Genomic DNA, 24,568 nt, shown 5'->3' on the forward strand with positions numbered 1-24,568 from the left:
TATATCTTTTCACTAACAATACAAAAGAAAAATCATCTTTGACTTTACGCAAGACTTTCTTAAGTTTACGACGTTGGGTTTTACGTTCGTCCTTTCCTTTAACGGGTGTCTCCTCAATGTCCTGGTTCAATTTTTCCAATTCTTCTTCAAGGACTTGAGAGAATTCAATCAACTGCTCTGAGGAGATAGGCTCTTGTGTATCCAGTTCGATAGCTTGATGGATAAGGGGAGTGATTTCTTCTTGAAAATAGACTTGTATCTGTTCTTGAAGTTTGGCGGAGAATTTCTCTGTCGCTTTCTTCCACACGAAACTATACTTGTTGGCATTGGCTTCAATCTTAGTCCCGTCAATAAACAAGCAATCTAAGGTCACTAACTCTTCCATTTTTAAACGAAGATTGAGATCGATGAAAAGATTACGTATGAGTTCTTCCATCCCTTCAGCGACACGAAAACGATTGATGGTGCGATAGCTAACAACCAACTGTCCTGTTAGGTACTGCATAGCCAGATTTTCAATCATCATTTTTTCAATTTTTCGACCAGAGAAAATCCCTTGTGAATAGGCAAATAGAAGAGCAGATACAAGCATTTTAGGGTGATAAGACGGGCGACCAAAGGCATGATAGAAGGCGTGGAAGTGACTATCCTCCAAGGTATTTACCACTTTTTCAATAGTAAAGACGAGATGATCTTGTGGTAAGAAAGAACTGGTTTCTAGTGGTAAAGTTGTTTGATTTGTGTTATAGTGAATATGCATGGGATAGCCTTTCTAAATGGTTTATTAAGCAATTCTATTTTACCAAGACTATCGCAACCATGCAAAAAAGCAACGGCAAATCCGTTGCTTTTTTGGCTCTATAATATTTGTAGTGGGTACCCCTCTATAGATATTATGGAGCCTATTTTTGTGTAGAAAAAAAGTCCCATATGACCTATAATGAAAAGCGACCAAACAACTCATTAGAAAGATTCATATGGAACAATTACATTTTATCACAAAACTACTCGATATCAAAGACCCTAATGTCCAAATTATGGATATCGTGAATAGAGATACACACAAGGAAATCATCGCTAAACTGGATTATGAGGCTCCATCTTGTTCTGATTGTGGAAGTCAAATGAAGAAATATGACTTTCAAAAACCCTCTAAGATTCCTTACCTTGAAACGACTGGTATGCCTACTAGAATTCTCCTTAAAAAGCGTCGTTTCAAGTGCTATCATTGCTCAAAAATGATGGTCGCCGAGACCTCACTCGTCAAGAAGAATCATCAAATTCCTCGTATTATCAATCAAAAGATTGCGCAAAAGTTGATTGAAAAGACTTCTATGACCGATATTGCACATCAGCTGGCCATTTCAACTTCAACTGTCATCCGTAAGCTCAATGACTTCCGTTTTAAGCATGATTTTTCTCGTCTTCCAGAGATTATGTCTTGGGATGAGTATGCCTTCACTAAGGGAAAGATGAGTTTCATTGCACAAGAGTTTGATAATCTCAACATCATAACCGTGCTTGAAGGTAGAACACAGGCTATCATCCGAAATCACTTTCTGCGCTACGATAGAGCCGTTCGTTGTCAGGTGAAAATCATTACAATGGATATGTTTAGTCCTTATTATGACTTAGCTAAACAGCTTTTTCCATGTGCTAAAATCGTTCTAGATCGTTTTCACATTGTCCAACATCTCAGCCGTGCTATGAGTCGTGTCCGTGTCCAAATCATGAATCAATTTGAGCGAAAATCCCATGAATACAAAGTCATCAAGCGCTACTGGAAGCTTATTCAACAAGATAGTCGTAAACTGAGTGATAAACGATTTTATCGCCCTACTTTTCGTATGCACTTAACGAATAAAGAGATTCTAGACAAGCTTTTGAGCTATTCAGAAGACTTGAGACACCACTATAATCTCTATCAGCTCTTGCTTTTTCACTTTCAGAACAAGGAGCCAGACAAATTTTTCGGACTCATTGAGGACAATCTTAAACAGGTTCATCCTCTTTTTCAGACTGTCTTTAAAACCTTTCTAAAGGATAAAGAGAAGATTGTCAACGCCCTTCAACTACCCTATTCCAACGCCAAATTGGAAGCGACCAATAATCTCATCAAACTTATCAAGCGCAATGCCTTTGGTTTCCGGAACTTTGAAAACTTCAAAAAACGGATTTTTATCGCTCTGAATATCAAAAAAGAAAGGACAAATTTCGTCCTTTCTCGATCTTAGCTTTTCTTCAACCCACTACAGTTGACAAAGAGCCTAAAATTGGAGCAAAAGAGCTTGACGTCTTCCTTTAGTATTTTTACGTTTGTATGTATTTCTTCTCTTTCAACTGGGAACATCTCCATCTTCCTCAGATGCACGACATGTCAGTATACTAAAAACCTCCAAAAGTTTTTAACTTTTGGAGGTTTACGATAACCTAATTAGTCTATTTCGATTATCTAGAACAAGACTTATTCTTCCTCATCACGTTTACGGCGTTTCGCAAATAAACCTAAACCAGTCACAGCTGCCAAAGCTCCTAGAAGCGCAGATGTTCTGGAAGCTTCTGTACCTGTATTTGGCAATTGCTGTCTTGACTTAGCTATCAATCCCGTACCGTTTCCTACATGTGAAGTCGAATGATCAACATTTGATCCTACAAGTGAGCTTGACGTTGAGGCGCTATCAGAAATTGCATTTGAAAGTGACGTACTTGTTGAAGTCGACATAGACACCGATGTTGAGATTGACATGCTTAGACTTGTTGACTGCGAAGCACTTTCACTCAAACTAAACTCTGGTTTATCAGTACTATCCGGAACTGACATACTTGAGAATCTTGAGAATGATTCAGACACTGAGGTACTTACTGACGCCGATTCAGATACAGAAGTACTTATTGAATCAGAAGCAATTACACTAGCAATATCAAGAGCACTCTTAGAATGGATTTCAGGCAATCCTTTACTTGTAACTACTGACGCTGACTCAGAAGCTGACGTACTTGCTGAGGTACTTGCACTTGTTGAAGCTGACGTGCTTGCTGATGTGCTTGCACTTGTTGAAGCTGACGTACTTGCACTTGTTGAAGCTGACGTGCTAGCCGATGTACTTGCACTTGTTGAAGCTGACGTACTTGCTGAGGTACTTGCTGACGTGCTTGCGCTTGTTGAAGCTGACGTACTTGCTGATGTGCTTGCGCTTGTTGAAGCTGACGTACTTGCTGAGGTACTTGCACTTGTTGATGCTGATGTACTTGCTGATGTGCTTGCGCTTGTTGATGCTGATGTACTTGCGCTTGTTGAAGCTGATGTGCTAGCCGATGTGCTTGTACTTGTTGAAGCTGACGTACTTGCTGAGGTGCTTGCACTTGTTGAAGCTGACGTGCTAGCCGATGTACTTGCACTTGTTGAAGCTGACGTGCTTGCTGAGGTACTTACGCTTGTTGAAGCTGACGTACTTGCTGATGTGCTTGCTGATGTACTTGCTGACGTGCTTGCGCTTGTTGAAGCTGACGTACTTGCTGATGTACTTGCACTTGTTGATGCTGACGTACTTGCTGATGTGCTTGCTGATGTACTTGCTGACGTGCTTGCGCTTGTTGAAGCTGACGTACTTGCTGAGGTACTTGCACTTGTTGAAGCTGACGTACTTGCTGATGTGCTTGCGCTTGTTGAAGCTGACGTACTTGCTGAGGTACTTGCACTTGTTGAAGCTGACGTACTTGCTGACGTGCTTGCACTTGTTGAAGCTGACGTACTTGCTGACGTGCTTGCGCTTGTTGAAGCTGACGTACTTGCTGATGTGCTTGCGCTTGTTGAAGCTGACGTACTTGCTGAGGTACTTGCACTTGTTGATGCTGACGTGCTTGCTGAGGTGCTTGCGCTTGTTGAAGCTGACGTGCTAGCCGATGTACTTGCACTTGTTGAAGCTGACGTACTTGCTGAGGTACTTGCTGACGTGCTTGCGCTTGTTGAAGCTGACGTACTTGCTGATGTGCTTGCGCTTGTTGAAGCTGACGTACTTGCTGAGGTACTTGCACTTGTTGATGCTGATGTACTTGCTGATGTGCTTGCGCTTGTTGATGCTGATGTACTTGCTGATGTACTTGCGCTTGTTGAAGCTGATGTGCTAGCCGATGTGCTTGTACTTGTTGAAGCTGACGTACTTGCTGAGGTGCTTGCACTTGTTGAAGCTGACGTGCTAGCCGATGTACTTGCACTTGTTGAAGCTGACGTGCTTGCTGAGGTACTTACGCTTGTTGAAGCTGACGTACTTGCTGATGTACTTGCTGACGTGCTTGCTGAGGTACTTACGCTTGTTGAAGCTGACGCACTTGCTGATGTGCTTGCTGACGTGCTTGCTGATGTGCTTGCGCTTGTTGAAGCTGACGTACTTGCTGAGGTACTTGCACTTGTTGAAGCTGACGTACTTGCTGATGTGCTTGCGCTTGTTGAAGCTGACGTACTTGCTGATGTACTTGCACTTGTTGAAGCTGACGTGCTTGCTGATGTGCTTGCGCTTGTTGAAGCTGACGTACTTGCTGACGTGCTTGCGCTTGTTGAAGCTGACGTACTTGCTGATGTGCTTGCGCTTGTTGAAGCTGACGTACTTGCTGATGTACTTGCTGACGTGCTTGCACTTGTTGAAGCTGACGTACTTGCTGATGTGCTTGCGCTTGTTGAAGCTGACGTACTTGCTGACGTGCTTGCGCTTGTTGAAGCTGACGTGCTTGCTGATGTGCTTGCGCTTGTTGAAGCTGACGTACTTGCTGACGTGCTTGCGCTTGTTGAAGCTGACGTACTTGCTGATGTGCTTGCGCTTGTTGAAGCTGACGTACTTGCTGATGTACTTGCTGAGGTGCTTGCACTTGTTGAAGCTGACGTACTTGCACTTGTTGAAGCTGACGTGCTTGCCGATGTACTTGCACTTGTTGAAGCTGACGTACTTGCTGAGGTACTTGCTGACGTGCTTGCGCTTGTTGAAGCTGACGTACTTGCTGACGTGCTTGCGCTTGTTGAAGCTGACGTACTTGCTGAGGTGCTTGCACTTGTTGAAGCTGACGTACTTGCTGATGTGCTTGCGCTTGTTGAAGCTGACGTACTTGCTGACGTGCTTGCGCTTGTTGAAGCTGACGTGCTTGCCGATGTACTTGCACTTGTTGAAGCTGACGTGCTAGCCGATGTACTTGCACTTGTTGAAGCTGACGTGCTTGCTGACGTGCTTGCGCTTGTTGAAGCTGACGTACTTGCTGATGTGCTTGCGCTTGTTGAAGCTGACGTACTTGCTGATGTACTTGCACTTGTTGAAGCTGACGTACTTGCTGATGTGCTTGCGCTTGTTGAAGCTGACGTACTTGCTGAGGTACTTGCACTTGTTGAAGCTGACGTACTTGCTGACGTGCTTGCACTTGTTGAAGCTGACGTACTTGCTGATGTGCTTGCACTTGTTGAAGCTGACGTGCTAGCCGATGTACTTGCACTTGTTGAAGCTGACGTGCTTGCTGAGGTACTTACGCTTGTTGAAGCTGACGTGCTTGCTGATGTGCTTGCGCTTGTTGAAGCTGACGTACTTGCTGACGTGCTTGCGCTTGTTGAAGCTGACGTACTTGCTGATGTGCTTGCGCTTGTTGAAGCTGACGTACTTGCTGATGTGCTTGCGCTTGTTGAAGCTGACGTACTTGCTGAGGTACTTGCACTTGTTGATGCTGATGTACTTGCTGATGTGCTTGCGCTTGTTGATGCTGATGTACTTGCTGATGTACTTGCGCTTGTTGAAGCTGATGTGCTAGCCGATGTGCTTGTACTTGTTGAAGCTGACGTACTTGCTGAGGTGCTTGCACTTGTTGAAGCTGACGTGCTAGCCGATGTACTTGCACTTGTTGAAGCTGACGTGCTTGCTGAGGTACTTACGCTTGTTGAAGCTGACGTACTTGCTGATGTGCTTGCTGATGTACTTGCTGACGTGCTTGCTGAGGTACTTACGCTTGTTGAAGCTGACGCACTTGCTGATGTGCTTGCTGACGTGCTTGCTGATGTGCTTGCGCTTGTTGAAGCTGACGTACTTGCTGAGGTACTTGCACTTGTTGAAGCTGACGTACTTGCTGATGTGCTTGCGCTTGTTGAAGCTGACGTACTTGCTGATGTGCTTGCACTTGTTGAAGCTGACGTGCTAGCCGATGTACTTGCACTTGTTGAAGCTGACGTGCTTGCTGAGGTACTTGCGCTTGTTGAAGCTGACGTGCTTGCTGATGTGCTTGCGCTTGTTGAAGCTGACGTACTTGCTGACGTGCTTGCGCTTGTTGAAGCTGACGTACTTGCTGATGTGCTTGCGCTTGTTGAAGCTGACGTACTTGCTGACGTGCTTGCGCTTGTTGAAGCTGACGTACTTGCTGACGTGCTTGCACTTGTTGAAGCTGACGTGCTAGCCGATGTACTTGCACTTGTTGAAGCTGACGTGCTTGCTGAGGTACTTGCTGACGTACTTGCACTTGTTGAGGCTGACGTACTTGCTGATGTACTTGCGCTTGTTGATGCTGACGTACTTGCTGATGTGCTTGCACTTGTTGAAGCTGATGTACTTGCTGATGTACTTGCGCTTGTTGATGCTGACGTACTTGCTGACGTGCTTGCGCTTGTTGAAGCTGATGTACTTGCTGATGTGCTTGCACTTGTTGAAGCTGATGTACTTGCTGATGTACTTGCACTTGTTGAAGCTGATGTACTTGCTGATGTACTTGCGCTTGTTGAAGCTGACGTACTTGCTGATGTGCTTGCGCTTGTTGATGCTGATGTACTTGCGCTCGTTGAAGCTGACGTAGACGCTACGGCACTTGTTGACGCTGACGTACTTGATGATGTACTTGCTGACGTACTTGCGCTTGTTGAGGCTGATTCTGATTTGTAAACTCTATCAGAAACTGTTTCATTTTGCTTATAAACTGTTGGTTCGTACGGTTGACTACCAGACGCTACTTTAGCATTATCTTTATAGTAGACCGTTGCAACACCATTAGGAGCAACTTCAATCCTTGAAATACGATCATGACCTCTTGGAGTCACCTTATCATGAGCTTCTCTAATTTTCTCCCTAACATTTTCTTTATCATCATCTGTTAGATTGTTCTTATTCTTCACTTCAGTAACAGAAATTCCCGGTTTTTTGAACAATTCCTCCAACTTACCTTGTACTACGGCAAACCACGGACTTTCAACAGAATTACCACTTGGATCAACGGCCGTCACTACACGAGAGAATTTATTCCCTGCTCTCCAAGTCATATCACTATTTGCAACAGCATTTACTGTCACTGTAGTTCTATCAGTACTCGTTAAAGTCGTAATATTTCCTACACTACCGCTACCCCAGTTGCGATTATTTTCGAAAAAGTCATCTAACGCTCCAATGCTAGTAGAAGAAGTTTTTTTATTTAATTTTAGTTCCGTTAGTTTACCACTATTATCAGCACCTCTAAAAGTGACTTGAATTTTATCTCCGGCATAAAAGATATATCGTCCTTCACTATCCCTTGTAGGCTCCTCACCGTTAACCTTAACAGTGTAAGTGACAGTTGGCGCAACGCGCTCAGCAGTAACCGTCGTTCTCGTTTCAGTTGAATCTAAGCCATTAACTGTAGATTTGGCAGAAATGTCTCCTATAGGCAACAAGCCGTTATTAGTATCTGTGACAGGTTTTAAATCAGAAGATCCAAATGTCACACTTGTTCCAGTAGATTTTTTAGTAAAGATTTGGTTACCAATCGTTAAAGTGACTGTTGCTCCTGGCGTTACGTTATTTACTACGATTTGAGGGTTTGGCAAGCCACCCTTTTCATTCACAGAATCATTTGCGATTTCAGGTGCTTGTGGATTAACCTTAATCGTAATCGAAACATTCTGTTTTGCTCTGTATCCAGTAGAATCTGCGGGAAGTTCTACCTCTACTTGTTTAGTAAAGGTACCTACAGTACTAAGTGACGGAGCATCATCAACCCATCTATAATTAGTTCCTGTCGGATTAAAATCTGGATTCCCTGATGCTGCCATTACAGCTTCTTTGGGACTTGTTACAATTTGTTGAAAGTCTGAGTCGTTTGTATTATTTTGTGTAAAAGTATACGAACGCTTTGGTTCAAATTTATAAACATTATGGACAACATCAACAGTTTTACTTAGTTTAACAGTATTCCCTTCACCTGTCCGACCTACAGGGTAAGTAAAAGTCACCTGATGATTATGTCGTCCCACTGTAGTGGTATTAATTGGTGAACTTGCTACTGGTTGCCCATTATTTCGCCAAGTTTGACGAGCTCCACGTGGGTAGTCGTCACTTCCTTCTTTATTCACATATCTATACCAAACTGTGTCATTATGGGGAGCTGTACCTTGAATATCATTCACAGGTCCTTTAGGGGCAATCGTAGCCAAAACCTCATAGTTGACCATTACATAATCGAATGATTCATCCGAATAAGTAACACGCGCAATAGCTCTCTTTGTTCCAGTAGTCGAATTATCAATACCACTCGTCCATCTGACACTTGCTCCTGTAGGTAAAGGTTGCCCACCTTCAAGTTGAACAAAGTTAGCTGCATCATTCAAATCGTTAGCTCTTTCACCAACATAAGTATAAAGCGTACTCACTTTAGCAACCGCAGTATACTTATCGGTTTGGTCCTTAACAACAAATTTGACATAACCATAGTTGTCATCTGTCTTATTTAGAGTACTCTGGTTATCCGTAGCTACAAGCTTACGTTCAGTAAACTGCCCTTTTCGCATACTTTTATCCAAAGTACCCGTCAAAGTAATCGTAGCATTAGCTTGGTCTGTAGTTGCAGTGATGGTATTAGAACGTGTGACACCTGTGAAACCACCATAGTTAGCAGCAGGTTCATTACCAGTACCATCTCCACTTCCATCCGTTCTAGTCAATTTCAATGAACTGATTTTTCCAGAATCATCCGTAGCTTTTAGGGTAATATTGACCGGCTCATTACGATAAAGATAAATTTCTTTTGTTGCCTGATTGTCATAAGTAATTTCCAATTTCGGACGTTCATTGACTGTTACTGACTGTGGAATCTCATCACTCTTTGTTCCATCCCTATAGACAATTTTTGCTGCACCATTAACCTGAACTTCAATGTCTCTGATACGATAAGCTGCCTTGTTGTTTTTAGCATAGATAGCTTCCTTAACAGCATTCATCTCACTCTCTGTGAGATGATTCTTATCTACTACAGGAGTAAAGTCTGGATTTTTTATTTTAAATTCTGGTTCGTGCTTATAGCGCTCATTCAAGGCACGTTGCTTGATAAAGAAGTTCCCTTTATTTGCGTCCCCAGCTTGAGTATAGTTACCTGCCTTATCTGTTGCGACAGCATTTCTGCGCCAATGATTCCCATCGGAAAATGCCAAATCATCCTCCATGTGTCCTGTAGCAGTAATATGAGCAGGCTGAGTTGTAGTCGCAACAATTTCGCCATCAGAATCAGATAAAAAAGTGGCCGAACCAGTACCGTATTTATCATCTCCAAATATGTTTCTAGCCATCTCTTCAGCAGGTCTTGTATTATCTGATTGTGCAACAAGTTTAAATTCTCTCAATTTACCCTTGTTATCAGTCGCAGTCATATCAACTTTGAAATCATCACCAGCATAGATATAGTAATAATTGTTGCCGTCTGTACCTTTTTCTGGAGCAACAGTCTTTCCACCATCACGTGTAACCGATACAGAAACATCAGGAATTTCCTTCTCCATCTCTAGGGTTGCTTTGACTATATCTTGCGTCCTATCCCGATAAGTAATAGTAATATCTCCATTACTAGCTACATTGATTAAACCTTCTTGAAGTCCTTTTTTATAGTCACTTGATCCTGCACCTGAAACAAGATCAGCATTGGCCGTTTTAAAGTTAGCCAACACTTGATTTCTTTCTTCCTCACTTAAATTTGTTAGATTACTAACCGAAACAGCATCGCCACTGACAGGACTATTACGTTCGTTGAAACCTTTGACTGTGATAGTTATATTCTTATATGTCTGTTCATTGTTAGGACTCGAAGCACCAACTTGATAAGAGTATGTTTTCCCGACTGTAGCAGATGCAGTCCCGTCCCCAACAGTTCCCTTAAGCGCAGCTGTTATATTGTCGTAATAACCTTGCACGCCCTTATTAGGCCCTACAACATCAACACCTGGGATAGGGTCAGAAGCTGTCTTATCCCATAACCTTACACTAGTTTTAGAATTCCCTCTAGATATTCTGATAACATTTTCGATATTATCATCATTATACACACTCATATTCTCGTTACCAACTGTTATAGTTGGTGCATTCGAAACCGCCCTTGGTTGAGCACTTCTGCTACCTCCACGACTACCAGTTGGAACAGTTGAGCTCATTAAATTGCTATAATTACCAGAAATATTTGCACTTGTAAACGGTTGGCTACTTGTAGCAACTTTTGCGTTCAAGCTTGCAGTTCGTGACTGATTATTTACAGTGGCATGAACCTCAAGCGTTGCTTCTAGGTTTCTTTCTTTACCATGGCGGATATCATAGACATACTCATTTCTTGAACCACCACGTTTATCCATATTTTGACCATCAAAGGTTACACGAGTAATCGTCGTATTGGAATCTACATCCGCAATTAGTCCTACATGATGCAAGGCATTGTTAGCGTGCATATTGATACGCCAAACAACTTCGTTAGTATTTGGATTATAATTAGTAGACGCAATTGAAGCTGTCGTACCATGGCTAGAGAATGAGGCTCTAGGAGAAGAGCCTCTCTCTATCGCTTGTCCATTCCGCACATCACGTTGTCCTGAAGTGGCACGCAACACAGTATTAGCAATCGAATTACGAGCAGAGGTCGCTAGTTTTACAGTTTCTGTCAAATCTGCCTTAGGATTAGCAAGAGCTGTCTCGATAGCAGTCACCGCAGCATTCACTTTCGCTATAGCTGCATCACTATTAGGTAAACCGACCGCTTTTGCTAGGTACTCACCCATTTCAGCTGAAAGTTTGGTTAACTTCTTACGATTTTCATCCTGTTGTTTAGCTGAAACTTCCGATGTTGCTATGGCACCAGCAGTCACTCCTGCCAAACTACTTATTTCTGCATTCGTGTCAACCAAACCTTTTTCCAATTTAGCTGATTCCAATACAGGAGCACCTAGCTTAGAGGCAGATAACTCTTCTTTAGCCAACTGACTTTCTTTTGACACAAACTCTGCTTTTCCAGAAGTCTCAGAAGCAGTAGTAGAAAGTGCACTATTACCTGACGTCACCATCGACTGACTAGAGCTTACAGAAGTACTTGCTGAGGCACTAGCAGAAGTTGATGCGCTTACAGAGGTACTTGCTGAGGCACTAGCAGAAGTTGATGCGCTTTCTGAAGCACTTGTTGACATACTAGCAGAAGAACTAACACTAGCTGATAGACTAGTGGAAACTGATTCTGAACTAGATACACTCCCACTTACTGAATGAGACTGACTTGCCGAATTTTCAGCATCTACTTTTGCAGTTGTGCCAAGAACAACTGTATCATGCGTTGCTAGAGCATCTGAACTATCTAACGTTTTTTCAAGAGCTACCGCTTCGTTTGCAAAAACTTTTGTCTGAGTAGCAACAGCCCCACCTAATACGGCACCTGTTGCTGCAATACCTCTTATAATATCAAGACCTGTAATGGCTTGATTTGTTTGGTCTTCTACTACTTCGGTCATCACTTGAGTAGTATCTACACCACCACGCAAAACCTTGAACAAGCCAAAAAGAGAGGTTGAGGCTCTCAACCAATGCTTACCGGATTTAATCAATTTATACCGAGTCACACGATCAGTTTCGCGATATTGACCCTTTTGACGTCTGAAAAACATTTATTTTTTCCTCCAAAAAGTGCTACAGTAGTTAGCTTAATACAATCGGTTCCTATTATACACAAATCATCATATTAAGTCAACTTATTTTGTAGTGTATTTTGCTAAAAAAAAAAAGCATTTTCTGCTTGATTTTTCATGGAGGTCCCATTGACAACTACAGTTAATATACTATCAAACCGAATCCCTCATTGACTGGGCTATAAAAAAGAGAAATCCATTATTTTTGCCGACGAATGCGTGATGCTTATCTAAAATCAAAAAGAGCATCATTTTTCTTCGCATAGACATATATATTGTATGTTATTCAAGGAACCCTTCGCTACTTTCATTAAAATTAAGAGATAGTAAATTTCAAAATATATAGTTTAACTAGGATATTTTTTGAGCAGGCTGGCAAGAAAAAAGGTTTACTTTGATTTTAATTGACTATTAGAAAGTCAAGTAGCTAGACTCACTAACCCTTACAAAAAATTCCACAATGTCATAACATTCGCAGGATTTTCTTACATAGGAGATTTGGATAAAGCGCTATAGTAGCTACTGATTCAAGACCAAGACATCAAACTTGGCAAGTCAACTTGCAATTCGCCACAAGGAAAAAGCCCAAGAATTGATAGCATCCCTGGACTTTTCTTATTAAAATATTTAGATCAACCAACATAAAGGTTACCGATTGTTAGGTTACTACACGGAGTCTGGCAAATCGATTCCATTTGCCAAACGTAGTTAATGAGGCAGTTAGCTAGTTTGCTCCCTTATCATTACGACACGAAGAGGCGAAAACGATTATTTTTCGCCGATGAGTTAGTAAGGCAGTTAGCTAGACCGCAAAATAGCGGCTAGCGTCCAACAATTAGGAACTTCAGTTCCAATTGTTGGTACTGAGTTACATCTTCTCTTCCAACTCTACATCTGGATACTTATCTGCAAACCAGCGGAGGGCAAAGTCATTCTCAAAGAGGAAGACTGGTTGGTCGAAACGGTCTTTGGCTAAGATATTTCGGCTTGATGACATCCGTTCATCCAAGTCCTCTGGCTTGATCCAACGAACGGTCTTTTTACCCATTGGACTCATGACTACTTCCGCATTGTACTCACCTTCCATGCGGTGCTTAAAGACTTCAAACTGGAGTTGCCCCACAGCCCCTAGCATGTACTCACCTGTTTGGTAATTCTTATAAAGCTGAATAGCTCCTTCTTGCACCAATTGCTCAATCCCCTTGTGGAAGGATTTTTGCTTCATGACATTCTTAGCAGAAACTTTCATGAAAATCTCAGGAGTAAAGGTTGGTAGCGGTTCAAACTCAAACTTGTTTTTTCCAACCGTCAAAGTATCCCCAACCTGATAAGTACCGGTATCGTAAACCCCGATAATATCACCTGCCACGGCATTGGTCACATTCTCACGACTTTCCGCCATAAACTGAGTCACATTCGACAGTTTAGCACCCTTACCAGTACGAGGCAGATTGACACTCATCCCACGCTCAAATTCACCCGATACGATACGGACAAAGGCAATGCGGTCACGGTGACGAGGGTCCATGTTGGCTTGGATTTTAAAGACAAATCCTGAGAAATCCTTGTCGTAAGGATCCACAATTTCACCATCTGTTTTCTTGTGGCCATGTGGTTCTGGAGCAAACTTGAGGAAAGTCTCAAGGAAGGTCTGCACACCAAAGTTTGTCAGGGCTGAACCGAAGAAGACAGGTGTCAATTCTCCAGCAAGGATTGCTTCCTCTGAAAACTCATTCCCAGCTTCATTTAATAGTTCAATATCATCCTTGACTTGCTCATAGAAAGGATTGCTGCCAAAAAGCTTGTCCCCATCTTCCAGGCTAGCAAAACGCTCATCCCCTTTGTAGAGCTCCAAGCGTTGGTTATAGAGGTCATACAAGCCCTCAAAGGCTTTCCCCATCCCGATTGGCCAGTTCATCGGATAGCTCGCAATACCAAGGACTTCTTCTAGCTCTTGCAAGAGGTCTAGTGGCTCACGGCCGTCACGGTCTAGCTTGTTCATAAAGGTAAAGACTGGAATGCCACGGTGCTTCACAACCTCAAATAATTTCTTGGTTTGAGCCTCGATACCCTTGGCAGAGTCCACGACCATAACCGCAGCATCCACCGCCATCAAGGTACGATAGGTATCTTCTGAGAAGTCCTCGTGCCCTGGCGTGTCTAGGATATTCACGCGCTTGCCATCGTAGTCAAACTGCATAACAGATGAAGTAACCGAAATCCCACGTTGCTTCTCGATATCCATCCAGTCAGACTTGGCAAAAGTCCCTGTTTTCTTCCCTTTTACCGTACCAGCCTCACGAATCTCACCCCCAAAGTAGAGCAACTGCTCAGTAATGGTTGTTTTCCCCGCGTCTGGGTGAGAGATAATGGCAAAGGTACGACGTTTCTTAATTTCTTCTTGAATATTCATAAGTTCTCTTTCTTTGATTCTCTATTTTTAGTTGTTTCAATAGCTAAGAATGATTTCTACATTGGATTTTACCATTCCTTTCAACACTCCATTATATCGGATTTTAGCATTTTTTTCAATTTCTATTTCTTTTCACTTCCCCCTCCCTTATTTATAGGAAAATATGGTAAAATAGAACAGACTAAAAATCATCATTTCACGAAAGGATGCAAGATGAAAATTACGCAAGAAGAGGTAACACACGTTGCCAATCTTTCAAAATTAAGATTCTCTGAAGAAGAAACTTCTGCCTTTGCGACAACCTTGTCTAAAATTGTTGACATGGTTGAATTGCTAGGCGAAGTTGACACAACTGGTGTCGCACCTACTACAACCATGGCTGACCGCAAGACCGTACTCCGCCCTGATGTGGCCGAAGAAGGAACAGACCGCAACCGCTTGTTTAAAAACGTACCTGAAAAAGAAAACTACTATATCAAGGTACCAGCTATCCTAGACGATGGAGGAGATGCCTAATGACTTTTAATAACAAAACTATTGAAGACTTGCACAATCTCCTTGTTTCTAAGGAAATTTCTGCAACTGAATTAACCCAAGCAACGCTTGAAGATATCAAGTCTCGCGAGACAGCTATCAATGCCTTTGTCACCATCTCTGAGGAGCAAGCTCTTGATCAAGCTAAAGCCATTGATGAAGCTGGAATTGACGCTGACAATGTCCTTTCAGGAATTCCGCTTGCTGTTAAAGATAATATCTCTACAGACGGTATTCTCACAACTGCTGCCTCAAAAATGCTCTACAACTACGAGCCAATCTTTGATGCGACAGCCGTTGCCAATGCAAAATCTAAAGGCATGATTGTCGTAGGAAAGACCAACATGGACGAGTTTGCCATGGGTGGTTCAGGTGAAACTTCTTACTACGGTGCCACTAAAAATGCTTGGGACCAGACCAAGGTTCCTGGTGGTTCATCAAGTGGTTCTGCCGCAGCCGTAGCCTCAGGCCAAGTCCGTTTGTCTCTTGGATCTGATACTGGTGGTTCTATCCGCCAACCTGCTGCCTTCAACGGGATTGTTGGTCTCAAACCAACCTACGGAACAGTTTCACGTTTCGGTCTCATTGCCTTTGGTAGCTCATTAGACCAGATTGGACCTTTTGCTCCGACTGTTAAGGAAAATGCTCTCTTGCTCAACGCTATTGCCAGCGAAGATACCAAAGACTCTACTTCTGCTCCTGTCCGAATTGCCGACTTTACTTCAAAAATCGGCCAAGACATCAAGGGTATGAAAATCGCTTTGCCTAAGGAATACCTTGGTGAAGGGATTGACCCAGAGGTTAAGGAAACCATTCTGAATGCTGCTAAGCACTTTGAAAAATTGGGTGCTATCGTTGAAGAAGTTAGCCTTCCTCACTCAAAATACGGTGTTGCCGTTTACTACATCATCGCTTCATCTGAAGCTTCATCAAACTTGCAACGTTTTGACGGTATCCGTTACGGCTACCGCGCAGAAGATGCGACTAATCTTGATGAAATCTACGTAAATAGCCGTAGCCAAGGTTTCGGTGAAGAAGTTAAACGTCGTATCATGCTTGGTACATTCAGCCTTTCATCAGGTTACTACGATGCCTACTACAAGAAAGCTGGACAGGTCCGTACCCTCATCATCCAAGATTTCGAAAAAGTCTTTGCGGATTATGACTTGATTTTGGGACCAACTGCTCCTAGTGTTGCCTATGACTTGGATTCACTCAACCATGACCCGGTTGCCATGTACTTGGCTGACCTCTTGACCATCCCAGTCAACTTAGCTGGTCTCCCAGGAATTTCGATTCCAGCTGGATTCTCTCAAGGTCTACCTGTCGGTCTGCAATTGATTGGTCCTAAGTACTCTGAGGAAACCATTTACCAAGTTGCTGCTGCCTTTGAAGCAACAACAGACTACCACAAACAACAACCCATGATTTTTGGAGGTGATAACTAATGAACTTTGAAACAGTCATTGGACTTGAAGTCCACGTAGAGCTCAACACCAATTCAAAAATCTTCTCACCTACTTCTGCCCACTTTGGAAATGACCAAAATGCCAACACCAACGTAATTGACTGGTCTTTCCCAGGAGTACTTCCGGTTCTCAATAAAGGTGTTGTCGATGCCGGTATCAAGGCTGCTCTTGCCCTCAATATGGACATTCACAAAAAGATGCACTTTGACCGCAAGAACTACTTCTACCCTGATAATCCTAAAGCCTACCAAATTTCTCAGTTTGATGAGCCAATCGGTTACAACGGCTGGATTGAAGTCGAGCTAGAAGACGGTACGACTAAGAAAATCGGTATCGAACGTGCCCACCTAGAAGAAGACGCTGGTAAAAACACCCACGGTACAGACGGCTACTCTTACGTTGACCTCAACCGCCAAGGGGTACCTTTGATTGAGATTGTATCTGAAGCCGATATGCGTTCGCCAGAGGAGGCCTATGCTTATCTGACAGCACTCAAGGAAGTTATCCAGTATGCTGACATTTCTGACGTTAAGATGGAAGAAGGTTCTATGCGTGTGGATGCCAACATCTCCCTTCGCCCTTATGGTCAAGAAAAATTCGGTACCAAGACTGAATTGAAGAACCTCAACTCCTTCTCAAACGTTCGCAAAGGTCTTGAATACGAAGTCCAACGCCAAGCTGAAATCCTTCGCTCAGGTGGTCAAATCCGCCAAGAAACACGCCGTTACGATGAGGCTAACAAGGCAACCATCCTCATGCGTGTCAAAGAAGGTGCTGCAGACTACCGTTACTTCCCAGAACCCGACCTACCACTCTTTGAAATCTCAGACGAGTGGATTGAGGAAATGCGTACTGAATTGCCAGAGTTTCCAAAAGAACGCCGTGCTCGCTACGTATCTCAACTTGGTCTATCAGACTATGACGCTAGCCAGTTGACTGCAAATAAAGTCACTTCTGACTTCTTTGAAAAAGCTGTTGCCCTCGGTGGTGATGCTAAACAAGTCTCTAACTGGCTCCAAGGTGAAGTCGCTCAATTCTTGAACGCAGAAGGTAAGACGCTGGAACAAATCGAATTGACACCAGAAAACTTGGTAGAAATGATTGCCATCATCGAAGACGGTACTATCTCTTCTAAGATTGCCAAGAAAGTCTTTGTCCACTTGGCTAAAAATGGCGGTGGCGCGCGTGAATACGTGGAAAAAGCAGGCATGGTGCAAATCTCAGATCCAGATGTCTTAATCCCAATCATCCACCAAGTCTTTGCAGATAATGAAGCAGCCGTTGCCGACTTCAAGTCAGGCAAACGCAACGCAGACAAGGCCTTCACAGGATTCCTTATGAAGGCAACCAAGGGTCAAGCCAACCCACAAGTTGCTCTTAAACTACTTGCACAGGAATTGGCGAAGTTGAAAGAAGACTAATATGTAAAAGAAACCAGCCCTGAGGTTGGTTTTTTTCGCTCCTACCATCTCCCAATAACTATTTTGGCTTTATTTCCAGAAGATTTTATGGTAAAATGAAGAGTAATAATATTTATTAAAGAGGTAAAAACATGATTGAAGCAAGCAAATTGAAAGCTGGTATGACATTTGAAACTGCAGACGGAAAATTGATCCGCGTTTTGGAAGCTAGCCACCACAAACCAGGTAAAGGGAACACGATCATGCGTATGAAATTGCGTGATGTCCGTACTGGTTCTACATTTGACACAAGCTACCGTCCAGAAGAAAAATTCGAACAAGCTATTATCGAGACTGTTCCAGCTCAATACTTGTATAAAATGGATGAAACTGCCTACTTCATGAACACTGAAACTTACGACCAATACGAAATCCCAGTCGTAAATGTTGAAAACGAATTACTTTACATCCTTGAAAACTCTGATGTGAAAATCCAATTCTACGGAACTGAAGTAATCGGTGTAACTGTACCAACTACTGTTGAATTGACAGTTGCTGAAACACAACCATCTATCAAAGGTGCTACTGTTACAGGTTCTGGTAAACCAGCAACTATGGAAACTGGACTTGTTGTCAACGTTCCTGACTTCATCGAAGCTGGACAAAAATTGATCATCAACACTGCAGAAGGAACTTACGTTTCTCGTGCCTAATCTCTAGAAAGAGGTCATTCTATGGGAACTGAAGAACAATTTGGCGAAATCGTTATCGCTCCACGTGTACTTGAAAAAATCATTGCCATCGCAACTGCTAAAGTTGATGGTGTCCATTCATTTTCAAATAAATCCGTATCTGATACCCTATCAAAACTCTCTCTTGGTCGTGGCGTCTACTTAAAAGAAAGCAACGAAGAACTAACTGCTGACATCTACCTCTACCTTGAGTACGGTGTGAAAGTACCAAAAGTGGCTCTTGCTATTCAAAAAGCGGTCAAAGATGCTGTCCATGATATGGCAGATGTGGAACTTGCTGCTGTCAATATCCATGTTACAGGAATTGTTCCAGACAAAACACCAAAACCTGAGTTGAAAGATCTATTTAACGAGGACTTCCTCAATGACTAGTCCATTATTAGAATCTAGACGCGAACTTCGTAAATGCGCTTTTCAAGCTCTTATGAGCCTTGAATTCGACACAGATATGGAAACGGCTTGTCGCTTTGCCTACACACATAACCGTGAAGATGAAGATGTGCAAATCCCTGCCTTTCTTCTGAACTTGGTTTCTGGTGTTCAAGCTCAAAAAGACGAGTTGGATAAACAAATCAACCAGCACCTCAAGTCAGGCTGGACAGTTGAACGCTTGACCTTGGTCGAAAAAAACTTACTACGCTTGGGTATCTTTGAAATCACTTCATTTGATACACCTCAGCTGGTAGCAGTCAATGAAGCCATTGAACTTGCCAAGAATTTTTCAGATCAAAAATCAGCCCGCTTTATCAACGGACTGCTTAGTCAATTTGTAACTGAAGAAAATGAATAATCAAAAAGGTGTTTGGTCTTCCAAGCACCTTTTGTTGTGTCCTCGACACAGAGTAAGAACCTCAAAAAACTAGAACTGACTGCCAGTTCTAGTTTTTATATTAGTATTTTCTAAATCGTTGATAACGCTCTTCCAACAACTCTTCTAGAGTTTTTTGTGAAAGTAGGGCTAGCTCCGTTTGGAGTTCTTTTTTGACATTCTTAATTAGTTCTTTGCTAGAAAGTCCCGTTTCAGAGATCACCTTATCCACCACGTCCATTTCTAACAACTCGTGTGAAGTGATTTTCATCAACTCTGCTGCTTCCATGGCACGACTGCCATCCTTCCATAGAATGGAAGCAAAGCCTTCTGGACTGAGAATGGCATAGATGGAATTTTCCAGCATCCAGACACGGTCTGCGACGGCTAGAGCCAGAGCCCCACCTGAACCACCTTCACCGATAATGATAGCGATAATCGGAACTTTCAGGTCACTCATTTCCATGAGATTACGAGCAATGGCTTCTCCCTGTCCACGTTCTTCCGCTCCGACACCAGGATAGGCTCCAGCAGTATTGATAAAGGTCACAATTGGGCGGCCAAACTTTTCAGCCTGTTTCATCAACCGTAGAGCCTTGCGGTAGCCTTCTGGATGTGGTTGTCCAAAATTCCGTTTAAGGTTATCTTGTAAACTCTTGCCTTTTTGGATACCAACCACTGTTACAGCTTGATCTCCAAGCCAGCCAATACCACCAACAACTGCACCATCGTCACGAAAAGAACGATCACCGTGTAATTGAATAAAGTCATCAAAAATGCCTGTCGCAAAGTCCAAGGTCGTCAAGCGACTCTGCTCACGCGCTTCTCTGACTATTTTTGCAATATTCATCTAGGACTCCCTCCATGCAATCTGACTAGGCTTGCAATCATATCTGGCAAATCTCTTCTTTTAACGATAGCATCCACAAATCCATGCTCCAATAGGAATTCTGCCTTTTGGAAATCCTCAGGCAAGCTTTCACGAACCGTGTTTTCAATCACACGACGCCCAGCAAAACCGACCAAACTCTGTGGTTCAGCCAGAATGATATCGCCTTCCATAGCGAAAGAAGCTGTCACACCACCTGTCGTTGGATCTGTCAAAATGGTCAGATAAAAGAGACCAGCATTTGAATGGCGTTTAACTGCTGCAGAAATCTTGGCCATTTGCATGAGACTCATGATTCCTTCCTGCATACGGGCTCCACCAGAGGCAGTGAAGAGGACAACTGGCAATTTTTCGACAGTTGCATACTCAAATAAGCGAGTGATTTTTTCACCTACAACCGTACCCATAGAAGCCATGATAAAGTTGGAATCCATAATCCCAAGAGCCACAGTCTGACCTTTTATAAGAGCTGTTCCTGTCACAACGGCTTCATCCAGACCTGTTTTTTCACGCATAGTTGCTAGTTTCTTTTGATAACCAGGGAAATGCAAGGGATCCTTGCTCTCAATCCCTGTAAACAATTCCTTGAAAGTTCCCATATCAATCGTCAAAGCTAAGCGTTCTTGGGCAGAAATACGAAAGGTATAGCTACAGTGCGGACAGATACGCTCACTTCCCAGATCCTTCTGATAAATGGTATGCTTACAACCCGGACACTGGGAGAATAATTCATCTGGAACCTCTGGCTTGGCTTGAGGTTTTTCCCTAACCGAACGATTGGGATTGATTCGAATATACTTATCTTTTTTACTAAATAGAGCCATTGATTCCCCTTTTCGGTTTAAACTCTTGAAGTCATTTTATTCTTTTTCTTGATACTTGGGTAAAAAGGTTTCCATCAAGAAGGAAGTATCATAATCTCCAGCAATGACATTGCGATCTGAAATGAGGTCAAGCTGGAAATCTGCATTGGTCTGCACCCCTTCAATCTCTAATTCATAGAGGGCACGTTGCATTTTCATCAAGGCATCAAAACGGTTTTCACCGTGTACGATGATTTTGGCAATCATACTATCATAATAAGGCGGAATGGTATAACCTGGATAAACTGCTGAATCCACGCGCAAGCCAACTCCACCACTTGGCAGATAGAGATTGGTAATCTTACCTGGACTTGGAGCAAAGTTAAAGGCTGGATTTTCTGCATTGATCCGACACTCGATGGCATGACCGCGTAGAACAATATCTTCTTGCTTAACAGACAAAGGCTGACCTGCTGCAATGCGAATCTGTTCCTTAACGATATCCACACCTGAAACAAACTCTGTAACGGGATGTTCTACCTGAACACGGGTATTCATTTCCATGAAATAGAAATTGCCACTGTCTTCATCAAGAAGAAACTCAATGGTCCCTGCATTTTCATAGCCAACAGACTCCGCCGCTCGAACAGCCGCAGCACCGATTTCATGGCGCAACGTTTTTCCGATTGCAATCGAAGGACTTTCTTCCAAAACCTTTTGGTTATTCCGTTGAAGAGAACAATCTCGTTCACCCAAGTGAATTACATTTCCGTGTTCATCACCTAGGATTTGAACCTCAATGTGACGAGCTGGATAGATAACCCGTTCTATGTACATGGCACCATTGCCATAATTGGCCTTGGCTTCACTAGAGGCAGTTTCAAAGGCTGAAACGAGGTCTTCTGGTTTTTCAACCTTACGAATCCCTTTACCACCTCCACCTGCTGAAGCCTTGAGCATAACAGGGTAGCCAATTTTTTCAGCAACAATCAAAGCTTCCTCAGAGTTATGCACTTCTCCATCTGAACCTGGAATGACAGGCACACCAGCTTTAATCATCTGAGCACGCGCATTGATTTTGTCTCCCATCATATCCATGACATGACCAGATGGACCGATAAACTTAATCCCCACCTCTTCACACATGGTTGCAAATTTGGAATTTTCACTGAGAAATCCAAAACCGGGGTGAATAGCTTCAGCTTCAGTCAAGACTGCAGCTGATAGAACCGCATTGATATTGAGATAAGACTCTGTTGCCTTGCCAGGTCCGATACAAACAGCTTCATCTGCCAAAAGCGTATGAAGGGCTTCCTTATCAGCAGTTGAATAAACCGCCACCGTCGCAATCCCCAATTCACGCGCCGCACGGATAATACGAACCGCAATTTCACCACGATTGGCAATTAAAATTTTTCGAAACATGGAGAACCTCCTTAGTTCCCTATTGCAAAGGTAAGAGTACCACTAGCTGCAAGCTTGCCATCCACTTCAGCCTTTGCTTCAACCACGGCAATAGTGCCACGACGTTTTACAAAAGTCGCGGTCATAACCAATTGGTCGCCTGGTACAACTTGCTTCTTGAACTTAACCTTGTCCATACCAGCGTAAAAGACTAGTTTCCCCTTATTTTCAGGTTTTGACAACTCCAAGACACCAGCTGTTTGCGCCAAGGCTTCCATAATCAGAACACCTGGCATGACAGGGTATTGAGGGAAATGACCATTAAAGAAGGGCTCGTTGATGGTTACATTTTTGATGGCAACAATGGTATCCTCGCTCACTTCCAAGACACGGTCCACTAGAAGCATAGGATAACGGTGAGGTAGTGCTTCTTTGATTCCTTGAATATCGATCATTTGATACGTACCAATCCTTTACCAAACTCAACCATTTCTTCGTTAGAAACGAGAATTTCCGTTACCACACCATCCTTAGGAGCTGGGATTTCATTCATGACTTTCATGGCTTCGATGATCACCAGTGTTTGACCCTTTTTAACAGTATCACCAACTGAAACGAAGGCAGGTTTATCTGGACCAGCAGCCAAGTAAGCCACCCCAACAAGTGGGCTCTCTACAATATCTCCCTCAGTAGCCATACTTGCCTCTGCTGGAACCTCTTCTGTTACAGTCTCTGCTGGAGCAGATGTAGGAGCTACTGGACTTGGTGTTGCTAGAACGGGCGCTGGAGCGACTTGAGTTGCAACTTCGGATACGAGTTTAGCTTCATTCTTGCTAAACTGCAACTCATCCGTCCCGTTTTTATAAGAAAATTCTCTCAAACTTGACTGGTCAAATTGGGCCATCAAGTCTTTAATATCGTTTAAATTCATAGTTATTTATTCTCCCAACGTTTGAAAGCAAGAACTGCATTGTGGCCACCAAAACCAAAGGTATTTGAAATAGCATATGGAATTTCTTGCTCCAAGCCTTGTCCATAAACGACATTGGCTTCGATATAATCTGATACTTCACTTGTTCCAGCTGTCATTGGTACAAAGTTATGACGCATAGCTTCGATTGTGACGATAGCTTCTACCGCGCCTGCAGCCCCCAGCAAATGTCCTGTGAAAGACTTGGTTGATGATACAGGTACTTCCTTACCAAGAACAGACACGATCGCACCACTTTCTCCTTTTTCATTGGCAGGAGTTGACGTTCCGTGAGCATTGACATAGGCTACTTGCTCTGGAGAAATCTCAGCTTCTTCCAATGCTAGTTTGATGGCTTTGATAGCTCCTTGACCTTCTGGATGTGGTGAAGTCATGTGGTAGGCATCACAAGTATTTCCGTAGCCAACCACTTCAGCAAGGATAGTAGCGCCACGTTTTTCGGCGTGTTCAAGACTTTCAAGAACCAACATCCCTGAACCTTCACCCATAACAAACCCATTGCGATCCTTATCAAATGGAATAGAAGCACGACTTGGATCCTCTGTAGTTGAGAGAGCAGTCAGTGCTTGAAAACCGGCGATAGCAAAAGGTGTGATAGAGGCTTCTGAACCACCTACCAACATAACATCTTGGAAACCAAACTTAATTGAGCGGAAGGCATCCCCAATCGCGTCATTTGATGAAGCGCAGGCAGTATTGATGGATTTACAAACACCGTTTGCTCCAAAACGCATAGCAACATTTCCTGAAGCCATATTTGGTAAGGCTTTTGGAAGGGTCAATGGTTTCACACGTTTTGGTCCTTTGTCACGGAGTCGAAGCACTTGATCTTCAATTTCCTTGATTCCACCAATACCAGAGGCAACGATAACACCAAAACGATCCTTGTCAAGAGCCTCTACATCCAGATTGGCATGGTTGACAGCCTCTTGGGCTGCATACAAGGCATACAAAGAATAGTTATCAAAACGGTTGGTATCTTTCTTAACAAAGTATTTATCAAAAGGAAAATCTTGGATTTCTGCCGCATTATGCACATCAAAGTTGCTGTGATCAAATTTTGTAATTGGTCCAATTCCGATTTTTCCACTTGTCAAACTATTCCAAAATTCTTCTGGTGTATTTCCGATTGGAGATGTCACTCCATAACCTGTTACTACTACACGATTTAGTTTCATCTTTTTTACCTCTAGC

The 24,568-nt window shown here is 43.0% G+C and carries 18 protein-coding genes and 4 pseudogenes; 10 read left to right on the top strand and 12 right to left on the bottom strand.

Annotated features, from left to right (window positions below):
- Positions 1-25: 25 nt before the first annotated feature.
- A pseudogene (locus CYK16_RS01230) lies at positions 26-760 on the bottom strand (transposase); the annotation flags it as partial.
- Positions 761-977: 217 nt separating this feature from the next.
- Here CYK16_RS01230 and CYK16_RS01235 point away from each other — a divergent pair.
- Positions 978-2,234, top strand: a complete 1,257-nt coding sequence (locus CYK16_RS01235; protein WP_101776515.1) for an ISL3 family transposase — start codon at positions 978-980, stop codon at positions 2,232-2,234.
- 230 nt (positions 2,235-2,464) lie between these two features.
- Here CYK16_RS01235 and CYK16_RS11000 read toward each other — a convergent pair whose 3' ends face one another.
- Complete coding sequence (locus tag CYK16_RS11000) at positions 2,465-2,746, bottom strand: LPXTG cell wall anchor domain-containing protein (protein ID WP_274380348.1); 282 nt, start codon at positions 2,744-2,746, stop codon at positions 2,465-2,467.
- Between CYK16_RS11000 and CYK16_RS11050 the strand changes: the two genes are divergently transcribed.
- Complete coding sequence (locus CYK16_RS11050) at positions 2,745-6,899, top strand: hypothetical protein (RefSeq protein WP_463606929.1); 4,155 nt, start codon at positions 2,745-2,747, stop codon at positions 6,897-6,899. The genes CYK16_RS11000 and CYK16_RS11050 overlap by 2 nt on opposite strands.
- A gap of 80 nt (positions 6,900-6,979) precedes the next feature.
- Here CYK16_RS11050 and CYK16_RS11010 read toward each other — a convergent pair.
- Positions 6,980-7,273 (bottom strand): annotated as a pseudogene (locus tag CYK16_RS11010) (hypothetical protein); the annotation flags it as partial.
- A 283-nt stretch (positions 7,274-7,556) separates the two neighbouring features.
- Between CYK16_RS11010 and CYK16_RS11015 the strand changes: the two are divergent.
- Complete coding sequence (locus tag CYK16_RS11015) at positions 7,557-7,802, top strand: hypothetical protein (protein ID WP_142374665.1); 246 nt, start codon at positions 7,557-7,559, stop codon at positions 7,800-7,802.
- 629 nt (positions 7,803-8,431) lie between these two features.
- Here CYK16_RS11015 and CYK16_RS10970 read toward each other — a convergent pair.
- Positions 8,432-10,690, bottom strand: a pseudogene (locus tag CYK16_RS10970) (sialoglycan-binding domain-containing protein); the annotation flags it as partial.
- Positions 10,691-10,835: 145 nt separating this feature from the next.
- On the opposite strand from CYK16_RS10970, the gene CYK16_RS10835 reads away from it, so the two are divergent.
- The gene (locus tag CYK16_RS10835; RefSeq protein WP_142374666.1) at positions 10,836-11,219 is read left to right on the top strand and encodes a hypothetical protein; all 384 of its coding nucleotides are present in this window, start codon (positions 10,836-10,838) and stop codon (positions 11,217-11,219) included.
- A 428-nt stretch (positions 11,220-11,647) separates the two neighbouring features.
- On the opposite strand, the pseudogene CYK16_RS11020 reads toward CYK16_RS10835, so the two are convergent.
- Positions 11,648-11,890 (bottom strand): annotated as a pseudogene (locus tag CYK16_RS11020) (accessory Sec-dependent serine-rich glycoprotein adhesin); the annotation flags it as partial.
- An 889-nt stretch (positions 11,891-12,779) separates the two neighbouring features.
- Positions 12,780-14,324 (bottom strand): peptide chain release factor 3, encoded by a 1,545-nt coding sequence (locus tag CYK16_RS01260; RefSeq protein WP_001025437.1) that lies wholly within the window; start codon positions 14,322-14,324, stop codon positions 12,780-12,782.
- A 213-nt stretch (positions 14,325-14,537) separates the two neighbouring features.
- On the opposite strand from CYK16_RS01260, the gene gatC reads away from it, so the two are divergent.
- The 6 genes from gatC to nusB all read left to right on the top strand — a co-directional run bounded on the left by gatC (position 14,538) and on the right by nusB (position 19,269).
- Positions 14,538-14,840 carry an Asp-tRNA(Asn)/Glu-tRNA(Gln) amidotransferase subunit GatC gene (gene gatC, locus CYK16_RS01265; RefSeq protein ID WP_060805204.1) on the top strand — a complete coding sequence of 101 codons (303 nt, stop codon included), beginning with the start codon at positions 14,538-14,540 and terminating at the stop codon, positions 14,838-14,840.
- Positions 14,840-16,306 carry an Asp-tRNA(Asn)/Glu-tRNA(Gln) amidotransferase subunit GatA gene (gatA, locus tag CYK16_RS01270; protein WP_101776516.1) on the top strand — a complete coding sequence of 489 codons (1,467 nt, stop codon included), beginning with the start codon at positions 14,840-14,842 and terminating at the stop codon, positions 16,304-16,306. The genes gatC and gatA overlap by 1 nt, the downstream gene beginning before the upstream one ends.
- Positions 16,306-17,748 carry an Asp-tRNA(Asn)/Glu-tRNA(Gln) amidotransferase subunit GatB gene (gene gatB, locus CYK16_RS01275; RefSeq protein ID WP_101776517.1) on the top strand — a complete coding sequence of 481 codons (1,443 nt, stop codon included), beginning with the start codon at positions 16,306-16,308 and terminating at the stop codon, positions 17,746-17,748. Before gatA ends, gatB begins: the two co-directional genes overlap by 1 nt.
- A 131-nt stretch (positions 17,749-17,879) precedes the next feature.
- Positions 17,880-18,440, top strand: a complete 561-nt coding sequence (gene efp / locus CYK16_RS01280; protein ID WP_000568643.1) for an elongation factor P — start codon at positions 17,880-17,882, stop codon at positions 18,438-18,440.
- A 21-nt stretch (positions 18,441-18,461) separates the two neighbouring features.
- Positions 18,462-18,851, top strand: a complete 390-nt coding sequence (locus CYK16_RS01285; protein ID WP_000536306.1) for an Asp23/Gls24 family envelope stress response protein — start codon at positions 18,462-18,464, stop codon at positions 18,849-18,851.
- The gene (nusB, locus tag CYK16_RS01290; RefSeq protein WP_060805207.1) at positions 18,844-19,269 is read left to right on the top strand and encodes a transcription antitermination factor NusB; all 426 of its coding nucleotides are present in this window, start codon (positions 18,844-18,846) and stop codon (positions 19,267-19,269) included. Before CYK16_RS01285 ends, nusB begins: the two co-directional genes overlap by 8 nt.
- Positions 19,270-19,369: 100 nt before the next feature.
- Here the strand turns inward: nusB and CYK16_RS01295 are convergent, their stop codons facing one another.
- The 6 genes from CYK16_RS01295 to fabF are packed head-to-tail and all read right to left on the bottom strand — an operon-like array spanning position 19,370 to position 24,552.
- Positions 19,370-20,137 carry an acetyl-CoA carboxylase carboxyl transferase subunit alpha gene (locus CYK16_RS01295; RefSeq protein WP_060805208.1) on the bottom strand — a complete coding sequence of 256 codons (768 nt, stop codon included), beginning with the start codon at positions 20,135-20,137 and terminating at the stop codon, positions 19,370-19,372.
- Entirely contained in the window at positions 20,134-21,000 is an 867-nt protein-coding gene (gene accD, locus CYK16_RS01300; RefSeq protein ID WP_001173358.1) for an acetyl-CoA carboxylase, carboxyltransferase subunit beta, read from the bottom strand. The genes CYK16_RS01295 and accD overlap by 4 nt, the downstream gene beginning before the upstream one ends.
- 36 nt (positions 21,001-21,036) lie before the next feature.
- Positions 21,037-22,404, bottom strand: a complete 1,368-nt coding sequence (locus CYK16_RS01305) for an acetyl-CoA carboxylase biotin carboxylase subunit (RefSeq protein WP_060805209.1) — start codon at positions 22,402-22,404, stop codon at positions 21,037-21,039.
- An 11-nt stretch (positions 22,405-22,415) separates the two neighbouring features.
- Positions 22,416-22,838 (bottom strand): 3-hydroxyacyl-ACP dehydratase FabZ, encoded by a 423-nt coding sequence (gene fabZ / locus CYK16_RS01310; RefSeq protein WP_000565515.1) that lies wholly within the window; start codon positions 22,836-22,838, stop codon positions 22,416-22,418.
- On the bottom strand, positions 22,835-23,314 hold the full coding sequence (gene accB, locus CYK16_RS01315) for an acetyl-CoA carboxylase biotin carboxyl carrier protein (protein WP_060805210.1): 480 nt from the start codon (positions 23,312-23,314) through the stop codon (positions 22,835-22,837). The genes fabZ and accB overlap by 4 nt, the downstream gene beginning before the upstream one ends.
- A 2-nt stretch (positions 23,315-23,316) precedes the next feature.
- The gene (fabF, locus tag CYK16_RS01320) at positions 23,317-24,552 is read right to left on the bottom strand and encodes a beta-ketoacyl-ACP synthase II (RefSeq protein WP_060805211.1); all 1,236 of its coding nucleotides are present in this window, start codon (positions 24,550-24,552) and stop codon (positions 23,317-23,319) included.
- Between the last annotated feature and the right edge of the window lie 16 nt (positions 24,553-24,568).

The organism is Streptococcus oralis subsp. dentisani (genome assembly GCF_002860905.1).
Taxonomy (GTDB): domain Bacteria; phylum Bacillota; class Bacilli; order Lactobacillales; family Streptococcaceae; genus Streptococcus; species Streptococcus oralis_BA.

Excerpts from the sequence above, each read along its gene's own strand:
- fabZ (WP_000565515.1), bottom strand. The coding sequence starts at position 22,838 with ATGATCGATATTCAAGGAATCAAAGAAGCACTACCTCACCGTTATCCT.
- CYK16_RS01305 (WP_060805209.1), bottom strand. The coding sequence starts at position 22,404 with ATGTTTCGAAAAATTTTAATTGCCAATCGTGGTGAAATTGCGGTTCGT.
- CYK16_RS01235 (WP_101776515.1), top strand. The coding sequence starts at position 978 with ATGGAACAATTACATTTTATCACAAAACTACTCGATATCAAAGACCCT.
- fabF (WP_060805211.1), bottom strand. The coding sequence starts at position 24,552 with ATGAAACTAAATCGTGTAGTAGTAACAGGTTATGGAGTGACATCTCCA.
- accD (WP_001173358.1), bottom strand. The coding sequence starts at position 21,000 with ATGGCTCTATTTAGTAAAAAAGATAAGTATATTCGAATCAATCCCAAT.
- gatC (WP_060805204.1), top strand. The coding sequence starts at position 14,538 with ATGAAAATTACGCAAGAAGAGGTAACACACGTTGCCAATCTTTCAAAA.
- gatB (WP_101776517.1), top strand. The coding sequence starts at position 16,306 with ATGAACTTTGAAACAGTCATTGGACTTGAAGTCCACGTAGAGCTCAAC.
- CYK16_RS01295 (WP_060805208.1), bottom strand. The coding sequence starts at position 20,137 with ATGAATATTGCAAAAATAGTCAGAGAAGCGCGTGAGCAGAGTCGCTTG.
- CYK16_RS01260 (WP_001025437.1), bottom strand. The coding sequence starts at position 14,324 with ATGAATATTCAAGAAGAAATTAAGAAACGTCGTACCTTTGCCATTATC.
- efp (WP_000568643.1), top strand. The coding sequence starts at position 17,880 with ATGATTGAAGCAAGCAAATTGAAAGCTGGTATGACATTTGAAACTGCA.
- CYK16_RS11000 (WP_274380348.1), bottom strand. The coding sequence starts at position 2,746 with ATGTCAATCTCAACATCGGTGTCTATGTCGACTTCAACAAGTACGTCA.
- accB (WP_060805210.1), bottom strand. The coding sequence starts at position 23,314 with ATGAATTTAAACGATATTAAAGACTTGATGGCCCAATTTGACCAGTCA.
- nusB (WP_060805207.1), top strand. The coding sequence starts at position 18,844 with ATGACTAGTCCATTATTAGAATCTAGACGCGAACTTCGTAAATGCGCT.
- gatA (WP_101776516.1), top strand. The coding sequence starts at position 14,840 with ATGACTTTTAATAACAAAACTATTGAAGACTTGCACAATCTCCTTGTT.
- CYK16_RS01285 (WP_000536306.1), top strand. The coding sequence starts at position 18,462 with ATGGGAACTGAAGAACAATTTGGCGAAATCGTTATCGCTCCACGTGTA.
- CYK16_RS11050 (WP_463606929.1), top strand. The coding sequence starts at position 2,745 with ATGCTTAGACTTGTTGACTGCGAAGCACTTTCACTCAAACTAAACTCT.